We start from the raw sequence: 9,319 nt of genomic DNA, 5'->3' as shown, positions 1-9,319 counted from the left end.
CCGGTGACACCTCGTGCCGCCGCCGACGAGCGCCCACTCGCCGGCGGTCCACCGGAACGTCGCCCCCCGGCGTCCCGGTCGTCATCACCGGCGGGCCCGTGGCGGCGGGCCCCCGAGCCGGTGTTTGGCCTGTGCCGATAGCTTGCCATTTCAACAACCTCGTAGACATCAGCGGACATGCGTACTTCTAACCTCCGATGTGCGCAAACCGGAGATCACTCTGCGTGATTCGGCTTTCGACCGCACCCGCTGACCACATCCACTTCCCCTGGTGAATAGGCTTCAGGACATGGATGACAACACCGTGCTCGGCCGGATCCACAGTCTGGTCGACGAGGAGCACAAGCTGCGTCAGCAGTTGGGCCAGGGCGAAATCTCCTCGAGCGAGGAGCACGCCCGGCTCAAGGCGCTCGAGGAAGACCTCGACCAGTGCTGGGACCTGCTGCGCCGGCGCCGGGCCGCCCGCGAGGTGGGCAACGACCCGAACGCCGAGCAGGCTCACAGCGTCGGCGAGGTCGAGGGATACCTGCAGTGACGTGGCTCCGGCCGCGGCCACCTCGGGCGAGGCGGCCGCGGACCGGACCGCGTACGCCTCATCGCAGCCCCGCCTCATAGAGGAGGCGTTCCAGCAGCGCCTCCGGATCGACGTCGAGTCCCCGCGCGGCGAACCAGCCCGCGACGTTCTTGACGTCGCGGGCGATGAAATCGGCGCCCTGCGGGTTGGCGATCACATCGACGATCTGTGGCAGGTCGATGAGCACGAGACGGCCCTCGTGCACCAGCGTGTTGTAGGGCGACAGGTCGCCGTGCGCCACCTGGGCCCGGGCCATGACCGACAGCGCGTCGGTCATCTGCGCCCACAGGTCGCGTAACCCGTCCGGATCGGACCGCACCTGGGCCAGCCGGGGCGCCGCCTCGCCGGTCTCCCAGTCGCCGATGAACTCCAGCAGCACCTCGGTGCCGTCCAGCTGCACCGGATAAGGCACGCGGACCAGGCCGCTCTCCTGCCCGATCTCCCAGAGCCGCGACAACGCGCCGAACTCGGCCGTCGCCCACTGTCCGGCGATCATCTCCTTGCCGAACGCCGTACGGTTCGTCATCGCGCGATTTTCGCGCGACCGCCGCACCCGCCGGCCTTCCAGATAGCCCGCGTCGCGGTGGAAGAGCCGGTGCTGGCCGTCCCGATAGCGCTTGGCCGCCAGCATGCTGCTCCGGCCGGTGTCCGGCACGGCCCGGCGCACCAGATAGACGTCGGCTTCCTTGCCGGTCTTGATCATCCCGAGCTCGGTGTCGACCGCACGGTGCTCGGTGCGGACCCAGTCGGGCCGCGGCTCCGGCCCGTGCATCGCGCCGTCCCAGGTCGACCAGCGGTCGCCGGTGTCGGGCAGGTCGGGATCTTCGTGCAGGCGCGGCTCGAGCCGGCCGCGCTTCAGAAAAGTGGAATCGTCGTCGTCGAACTTGCGGCGCCCACGGCGCATGGTCTCGTGCTCGCGCACTGGAGGTTCTCCTCGGAGAGATCAGGAATGGGGAAACGGGCATGCGTCAGGACAAAGACGGCCATGTTCCACACCTCCTTCTCTCGTCGGACGCGCTCACTCTGCCGGGCCCTCAGGGGGCCCGCAACCTATTTATCGGGGAGCCCTTTCCCGGTTCCCAGGCAGCCTTTTGCTGGGGCGCCTTGCCGGGGGCCTTTGCTCTTACCGGGGCGCGGCCATGATCGCGGACAGGCCCTGGATCACGTTGCCGACCACCCGCGTCGGGGCGAACCGGTCGTCCATCCACTCCCGGCCGCGGTGCAGCCAGACGCTGGGCAGCCCCATCGCGGCCGCCCCGCCGATGTCGGCCTCCGGGCTGTCGCCGACCACCCACGCCCCGCCGAGCCGCATGCGCACCCGCTGGGCGGCCATGGCGAAGATGCGCGGGTTGGGTTTGCTCACCCCGGCCTCCTCGGAAATCACCCAGTCGGCGACGAACTGGTCGAGCCCCGTACGCCGGATGCGGCCCTCCTGGATCTCGGACGGCCCGTTGGTGACCACCACCGGGACGAAGCCCGCATCCCCAGCGATCTTGAGTGCACAGCCGACCAGCGGGTCGAGCCGCTCGTAGCCGAGCGGGCCGCCGCGCAGCTCCTCCACGATGTCGATCGAGGGGATGGCCAACTCATAGCGGTCACGGATCAGATCGGCCAGATCCCACCGGGGAGTGAGGCCATCAGCATCGACCGAGAGTAACCATTCGAGATCTTCGGGTGGTGCTCCGATCTCGTCCAGAAAGTCCTTCGCCCACAGCATGAACGCACCACTGCGGTCGAGCAGGGTGTCGTCGAGGGCCATCAGGACGAGGGGCACGCGGGCACTTTACGTGAGCTTGCCCGGAGCCGATAGTCCAGCCCTATTAACAAATCTTGACTTGAATGACGGATTTCGCGCCATCCGGCCGAGTTGTCCCCGAGGTTTGACAAGACGTACGTACGGATTGCAACTCAAAGCCCCCGCGTGACACCATCCAAGGCGTGCCCAGGGTAAGCCAGGACCAGCTGGACGCGCGTCGCCACGAGATCCTCGCCGCGGCGCGCGACTGTTTCGCGCGGTTCGGCTACGAGGGTGCCACCGTCCGCCGCCTCGAGGACGCCACCGGCCTCTCCCGCGGCGCGATTTTCCACCATTTTCGCGACAAGGAGTCGCTCTTCCTCGCCGTGGCCGAGGACGACGCCGCCGCCATGGTCGAAACGGTCGCCCGCAACGGCCTCGTCCAGGTCATGCGCGACCTCCTCGACCGGGCCGGAGGCAGCGACGGCGACACCGCCGGCTGGCTCGGCACCCAGCTCGAAGTCTCCCGCCGCCTGCGCACCGACCCGGCCTTCGCCAAACGCTGGTCCGAGCGCTCCGCCGCCATCGCCGACGCCACCCGCGACCGCCTCCTCCGCCAGCGCGACGCCGGCGTCCTCCGCGACGACGTCCCGGTCGAGGTCCTGACCCAGTTCCTCGAACTGGCCTACGACGGCCTGGTGCTGCACCTGGCCACCGGCCGCCCACCCGGCGACCTCAGCCGCGTCCTCGACCTGGTCGAAGAGGCAGTCCGCCGCCGCTGAAGCTCCCACCAGGCGCCCACGCCGAGCCCCCGCGCCCGCCAAGCCGCCTGCACCCGCCCCGCCCGCGCCCGCCGAGCCGCCAGCACCCGCCACGCCCGCCCGACCCGCGCCCGCCAAGCCGCCTGCGCCCGCCACGCCAGTCCAACCACGCCCGCCTGCGGCCGCCCGACCCTCGCCCGCCGAGCCGCCAGTACCGCACGCCAGTCCAACCACGCCCGCCCCGCCTGCGCCCGCCGGGCCGCCACGCCGGTCCACCACGCCGCCCTGCCTGCGCCCGCCGGTCCACCACGCCCGCCCCGCTTGCGCCCGCCCCGCTTGCGCCCGCCCCGCTTGCGCCCGCCCCGCTTGCGCCTGCCGGGCCGCCAGCCGCCCGGCCCGCGTCTGCCTGGTCGCTACCCACCCTGTGCGCCGCCACCCCGCCCGTTCTCGCCCCGCCTGCCGCCACCCCGCCGCCCCTTTTCTTTCAGGTTCGAGGAACCTTTCAACGCCCTGGATAGGGGAGTTTGCGATGGATTTAGAGGTCAGGGATCGGTCGATCAACGACGGTCGGCGGCTGGTTCGGCAGCGCGAGGCCCACCTTGCGGCACTGGATCAAGAACTGGGGTATCGGGCAGCCGCGGATGGTCGGCGTCAATATCCGAACCGGGAAGCGCCCGACCCGCAAAACGCCCGGCCGGGGCACCCCAGCCGAGCGTTTCGCTACCGTGCTCCACAAAGCGCCCTGGAGCTAAGCAGACCGGCCCGACAATCTTCGGCCGCCGTCCACAATCACGCCGGGACCCTGTCGAGGAAGCCCACCACCCGGCGGATCCGGCCCGCGGCGTCCAACTCCGCCACGTCGAAGCCGACCACCAGCGGCTCGCCGCCGTCCGGATCCGCCGGCCCCAGATGCCAGGTGAAGGGTCCCTGGTCGTGGTGCCCGTCGGCCGGGCCACCGGCGGTGAAGACCAGGCCCGGGAACTGCTGGTGCACCGCCCCGATCAGGGCGTTCAGCGCGTCCCGGCCCTCGACGTCGGCCAGCGGGTCGACGTAGCGCACGTTCTCGGCGAACACCTCGTCGATCGCCTTCCGCCGCTCCGCCTCGTCGACGATGTTCCAGACCCGCAGGTAGTGCGAAACCACGTTGTCGAAGCCACTCATCGTTCTGTCCTTCCGTTGTCGGTGGACCCACGATCGCTCGAAGAGGTAATGCCGTCGATTACCTTGGAGGTAACGACGGCGTTTCCCGCGAGGCCTAGACTTTCGAGCGTGAGCGACGTCGGACAGCTGCTGCGACGCTGGCGGACCACGCGCCGGATGAGCCAGCTCGAACTGTCGGGCGAGGCCGGCGTCTCGACCCGCCACCTGTCGTTTCTCGAGACCGGCCGGGCTCGTCCGACGCGGGAGATGATCCTGCGGTTGGCGGAGCGGCTCGGCGTACCCCTGCGCGCTCAGAATGAGCTGCTGCTGGCCGGCGGATATGCGCCGGCCTTCGCCGAATCGGACCTGGAAGGGCCGCCGCTCGCGGCGGTATTGGCGTCGCTGCGCGACGTTCTCGCCGGGCACGAGCCCTACCCGGCCCTGCTGGTCGACCGGCATTGGACAATGATCGACGCCAATGCGGCGGTGGCCCCGCTTCTCGACGGATGCGCGCCGTGGCTTCTGGAACCGCCGGTCAACGTGCTGCGCCTCGCACTGCACCCGCAGGGCATGGCGCCACGCATCGGCAATCTCGCCGAATGGCGCACGCACGTCCTGCACCGCCTCGACCGGCAGGCATCGGCGACCGCCGATCCGGTGCTCCGCGAATTGCACGCCGAACTCGATGCCTATCCGGGCGGGCATTCGCCCGCGAAACCCGACGGGCTGGTCGTTCCCTTACGCTTCGGAGCCCTCTCCTTCTTCAGCCTGACCTCCGTTTTGGGTACGCCGTTGGACGTGACCCTTTCCGAGCTCGCGATCGAGGCGTTCCTGCCCGCCGACGCCACCACCGCCGCGGCCCTGCACGGGCGGTCCTAGGATTCGGGGATGGACCTTGGACTGGCGGATCGTGTCTACATCCTCACCGGAGCCTCGCGCGGGCTCGGCTTCGCCACCGCGGAGGCGCTCGTCGCCGACGGCGCCAAGGTGGTCATCTCGGCCCGCGACAGCGACCGCCTCGACTCGGCGGTCGCCGCACTCGGTTCGTCCGCCACCGGAGTCGTCGCCGACCTTGCCGACCCGTCCGTCCCACAGCAGCTGATCGACACGGCGAAGTCGCGTTTCGGCCGCCTCGACGGCGCCCTGATCTCGGTCGGCGGCCCCGCGCTCGGCTCGGTCGCCTCACTCTCCGACGAGCAGTGGCGCGACGCCTTCGAAACGGTCTTCCTGGGCTCGATCCGCCTCGCCCGTACGGTCGCCGGCGCCCTCGCCGACGGCGGTGCGATCGCCCTGGTCCTCTCCACCTCGGTGAAGGTGCCGCTGGCCGGCCTCGGCCTCTCCAACGGCCTGCGCCCCGGCCTGGCGATGGCCGCGAAGGACATGGCCAACGAGTTCGCCCCGCGCGGCATCCGCGTCGTCAGCCTAATGCCGGGCCGGGTCATGACCGACCGCAACCGCGAGCTGTTCGCGGCCTCCGGCGACGCCGACGCAGCCCGGAAGAAGGTCGAGGACGCCGTCCCGATGGGCCGCATGGGCGAGCCGCACGAGTTCGGCAAGGTCGCGGCGTTCGCCCTGTCGCCCGCCGCCAGCTACCTGACCGGCCTGTCGATCCCGGTCGACGGCGGTCTGCTGGCCGCCCTCTGACGTTCCAGCAGGGCGGGCACCCAGTGCCCCCGGTAGCGTTCCCGCAGGTCGGCCCGCCGCCAGTCGTCCCCGGTGACCGTGCCCCGGCAGTTCCGGCGGCCGCAGCGGCACGACATGTGGAAGCCGGGCGCGTCCGTGCTGGTCACGTAGTCGTTGGTGAGCTCGTCCCCGCCCCTCACCGGCAGCCGCGTGGCCAGCCCGTAGGGCCCGACCCACCAGGTGTTGGGGTCACAGCAATGATTGCCGCACCCCGTCACCAACCGTGATCGTGTCGACGTACCCGGGCGCCGCGACCAGCCGCTCAAGCTCCTCCGGACCGACAAGCCGCCCACCCAGCCGCGACACGACAACCCCGGCGGCAATGTCCTCGCGAGCGAACAGCCCCAGCCCCTGGATCGCCGAGGGCCGAACCCCGGCAGCCGGATGCAGCCAGCACACCGGCCCCGGAACCTCAATCACGGCCGGCAGCCACCGGCCGCATCGCGGCGCGCTCGGGACGTACGCCGTGAGCGTCCCCCCGCCGAGCCGGCGCCACAGGCCGCCCGTCTCCGCAAGGGCGGTCGAGCAACGCAAGCTCGGGAGGGCCGCAGCAGTCGTGCCCGGCCATGCCGGAGAGCTCCAGCAGATCGAGCGCCGCCTCGACCGGACCGCTCGCATGCGCCGCTTCGGTCCCTGGCCGGTGCTGCTCGCTGCCGACAGCCACCCGTGTCGTCCTCTCGCCGCATCCCAGCTCCACATTAGGGTGATCACAGGCGCTGGCGCGCCCCCGAGCGTCGTGCGGCGCCCGCGACGTTATGCCGCCCCCGCGAGCGCTGTGCCGCCCCGCAAGCGTTATGCGCAGTCAGGTCGGCGTCCCAACAGTTCGCTGCCACGGCGCCAACCGGACTGGCTCGCACCGGCCGCCGATCCGGTATCCGCCCCGGATGACACCCTGGTCGGCTCGGATCGGCTGCCCAGGCCCCCGCCAGTCCACCATTCACCCTGACGCCGCCGAACCGGCTGGGATCGGCAGCCCGGTCCTCTCCACCAATCCACCGTTCGCGAAAGCGCACATGTTCCCGCGAACGTGTGTCAGGCGCCGCCGAAAGTGGTCAGGTTCATCAGGAAGTCTTCGCCCCCTGCTTCACGCCTCAGTGCAGGCCCCAGTCGTCCAGCCCTGAATAGATAAGCGCGATGCGCGTGACCGGTGCGCCGAGACAGGCGGCCTCGCCCGAGTAGAGCGCTATCAGTGAATCGCTGCCCCGCCACCAGGTGTCTGCCAGTCCTCGAACTTCGGCCACTTGTTCGAAGTTATGCAACTCCAGGTCGTCCGCCGCCTCGCCTGTCACCTTCGTGATGTGCTTGGCCCAGTACGCGGCGTGATGAGCCAGGGCGAGTGATTCGACCCAACCCTCGATGTTGGCGTGGAGCGGTACCCACCGCTGCGCATGGATGCCGAACTCGCCCGCGGGACCGATCATGAACGAGTACGGAACGGCGGTCCGTTGCAGACCGGCTTCAAACCACCAACCCGAGACTACGGAACCATCGGCAGCTTCGGCCGGTGAACCGTCGGGGGTGTCAGCATAGAAGTATCTCGGGCCGCCGTCGTATTCCGGTGCCGGTGGCAATACCAGGCCGCCCCACCGGCGTTGGAACGCCACGGCGCGGTCGATTTCAGTCGCAGGGATACCCGATTCCAGCCATGCAGAGCGGTATTGCTCAACGTCCGGGAGGTCGGCTCGAACCCCGTGGGCGACAACGAACGACCGGGCCCGGCGGGTCAGCCCATCTGGAACATGGTGAAAGAGGTTCAGCTGCACCGGCTGCACCCTACCCATTCCCTTCCCTAGCTCGGAAAGGTAGTTAATGGCCTGTCCGACCGGGCGCAGCTGGTCCTGCGCTGAGATCGGCGATTAAGGAGGGGTCGATGCGATCGGCGAGGTAGATCAGCGGCGCTTGTGGGTCGAGGCCGAGTGCTGCGGCGACGAGCTTGGGGTCGAGGGTGTTGACGAGGTCGACCAGGCGGGTGCTGCGGATCGTTCGTGGTGGGACACCGCAGTCGTCGAGCACGTGGCTGAGGTAGGCGGTCGATGCCGGTGCCTGTCCGTTCTTGGTCTGCTTGGTGACGATGACGTGTGCGTTGGTGGTGTGCTGCCCGGCGCGGTGATGGAGGCACCGCAATAGCGTCGACCAGGTGGCCGGGTCCAGCGGGACGGTGTGAGGCCGCCTGCCGAGGCGCACGCTGCACCGGTGGGTGTCGATGTCGGTGATGCGCAGCAGCCGGACTTCTTGGCTCGAGGCGGCGTGCAGCAGCGCGAGCATCCCCATCAGGGCCTCGTGCGGGTGCGCCGGAGATTCGGCGCTCGTCCAGCGGTGGAACAGGCCGCGCTGCTGCTGCAGAGTCAGCGTCTGGCCGCGGAAGGCCTGATGTTGCCGTGCCTGCAACTGCGCGGTGGGGTCGATGAGGAGCAGCCGGGAGCGGTGGGCGAAGCGGAAAAACTGCCGCAGCACCGTCAGTCGGCGGTGGCGGGACTTCGGGTTCGTCGCCAGGAACGCTTCGATGTCGTGCACGTCAACCAGCGCCCAATCGCTCTTGCCTCGTCGGGTCGTCAGGAATAGGGCCAGGTCACGGACGGTGGCGAGCGCGGTTTCGATGGTCTGGTCGGTGCGCGGACAGGTGCCGGCCCGCAGCGCGCGGGTCCGGGCGCGGATCATCTGGGTCGCGAATCCGGCTACGGCGGGGCGCAGGGTTTCCGGGACGGCGTCGATGCGGCGCTGTCGTCGGCCGGTGGCGAGCCGTTCGGCCTGGTCGGTCGGAAGCGCCAACCGCGCCGTGGTGAAGAAGTCCTCCAGGACCCGGGCGAGGGTTCCCATCGAGCGGCCGACCTGGCGGGATCGTTCGAGCAGTGCCTGCGGGTGCACGGACTGCCCGTCTTGCAGGAGCCGGCCGAGCGCGGTCACCAGTCCGCTGGCCCGGCCGGGGTTGAACCGGGCGGCGACGTGAGCGGCGAAGTCGAGCAGCCACTCAGGCGGCTCGGACAGGCGGCCCAGCAGGTTCTCCGCGCGGATGAGAGCTCGGTCGGGTTGGCGCTGCAAGCACGCCGAGCACAGGCCGAGGCCCGCGTGTCGGCGCACGGCCCGCACTGACGGCAGGCTCGCGGCGGTTGCTTCGGCGGGCGTGGGCGCGAACAGGTTCCGCACCAGCCGGTGGCCGGCCGCAGGAAGCCCGGGCGTCCGCATCGCGGACATGGTTGTTTCGCGGCGCTCGCGGCGGCGGCGCGAGCGCAGTGCTTGCACAGCGTCGAGGCCGCCGAGAGAACCGGCGCCGCGCACGCAACACAGCGACGCGAGCACCGGATGCATTGGCCGGTCGCGGGCGGGCGCACCCGCGGCCGGCCCCCGCCCCGGCCGGGGGGCGTCGCCCCCGCCCCCCCCCCGCGGGGGGGGGGCCCGCCGCGGGGCGGCGCCCCCGCCCGGGCGCCC

Annotated in this window: 10 protein-coding genes; 4 read left to right on the top strand and 6 right to left on the bottom strand. The window is 70.6% G+C overall.

The features are described 5' to 3' along the window. Positions 1–289 precede the first annotated feature (289 nt). Entirely contained in the window at positions 290–535 is a 246-nt protein-coding gene (locus AB0M88_RS51985) for a DUF2630 family protein (protein ID WP_364115647.1), read from the top strand. 58 nt (positions 536–593) lie between these two features. On the opposite strand, the gene AB0M88_RS51980 is transcribed toward AB0M88_RS51985, so the two are convergent. Continuing rightward, positions 594–1,478 (bottom strand): RIO1 family regulatory kinase/ATPase, encoded by an 885-nt coding sequence (locus AB0M88_RS51980; protein WP_364115649.1) that lies wholly within the window; start codon positions 1,476–1,478, stop codon positions 594–596. A gap of 219 nt (positions 1,479–1,697) precedes the next feature. Beyond that, on the bottom strand, positions 1,698–2,348 hold the full coding sequence (locus AB0M88_RS51975) for an HAD family hydrolase (protein ID WP_364115644.1): 651 nt from the start codon (positions 2,346–2,348) through the stop codon (positions 1,698–1,700). Positions 2,349–2,512: 164 nt separating this feature from the next. On the opposite strand from AB0M88_RS51975, the gene AB0M88_RS51970 reads away from it, so the two are divergent. After that, positions 2,513–3,091: a helix-turn-helix domain-containing protein gene (locus tag AB0M88_RS51970; RefSeq protein ID WP_364115642.1), complete on the top strand. Its 579-nt coding sequence runs from the start codon at positions 2,513–2,515 to the stop codon at positions 3,089–3,091. A 768-nt stretch (positions 3,092–3,859) separates the two neighbouring features. Here the strand turns inward: AB0M88_RS51970 and AB0M88_RS51965 are convergent. Then, complete coding sequence (locus AB0M88_RS51965; protein ID WP_364115639.1) at positions 3,860–4,231, bottom strand: nuclear transport factor 2 family protein; 372 nt, start codon at positions 4,229–4,231, stop codon at positions 3,860–3,862. A gap of 108 nt (positions 4,232–4,339) precedes the next feature. Here AB0M88_RS51965 and AB0M88_RS51960 point away from each other — a divergent pair, with 108 nt between their 5' ends. Together AB0M88_RS51960 and AB0M88_RS51955 are read left to right on the top strand one after the other, a co-directional pair. After that, entirely contained in the window at positions 4,340–5,089 is a 750-nt protein-coding gene (locus AB0M88_RS51960) for a helix-turn-helix transcriptional regulator (RefSeq protein WP_364115637.1), read from the top strand. Between the two features lie 9 nt (positions 5,090–5,098). Next, a complete protein-coding gene (locus tag AB0M88_RS51955; RefSeq protein ID WP_364115634.1) occupies positions 5,099–5,854 on the top strand; it encodes an SDR family oxidoreductase in 756 nt (251 codons plus the stop codon). 228 nt (positions 5,855–6,082) lie between these two features. On the opposite strand, the gene AB0M88_RS51950 is transcribed toward AB0M88_RS51955, so the two are convergent. The 3 genes from AB0M88_RS51950 to AB0M88_RS51940 all read right to left on the bottom strand — a co-directional run bounded on the left by AB0M88_RS51950 (position 6,083) and on the right by AB0M88_RS51940 (position 9,190). Then, entirely contained in the window at positions 6,083–6,313 is a 231-nt protein-coding gene (locus AB0M88_RS51950; RefSeq protein ID WP_364115631.1) for a hypothetical protein, read from the bottom strand. A 671-nt stretch (positions 6,314–6,984) separates the two neighbouring features. Continuing rightward, entirely contained in the window at positions 6,985–7,656 is a 672-nt protein-coding gene (locus AB0M88_RS51945; protein WP_364115628.1) for a hypothetical protein, read from the bottom strand. Between the two features lie 43 nt (positions 7,657–7,699). Continuing rightward, positions 7,700–9,190: an integrase gene (locus tag AB0M88_RS51940; protein ID WP_364115625.1), complete on the bottom strand. Its 1,491-nt coding sequence runs from the start codon at positions 9,188–9,190 to the stop codon at positions 7,700–7,702. Positions 9,191–9,319: the final 129 nt, after the last annotated feature.

The sequence above is a fragment of the Actinoplanes sp. NPDC051411 genome, assembly GCF_040682075.1.
GTDB lineage: Bacteria > Actinomycetota > Actinomycetes > Mycobacteriales > Micromonosporaceae > Actinoplanes.
The sequence above is the reverse complement of the archived record's forward strand: the minus strand, read 5'-3'. Positions and strand labels throughout refer to the sequence as shown.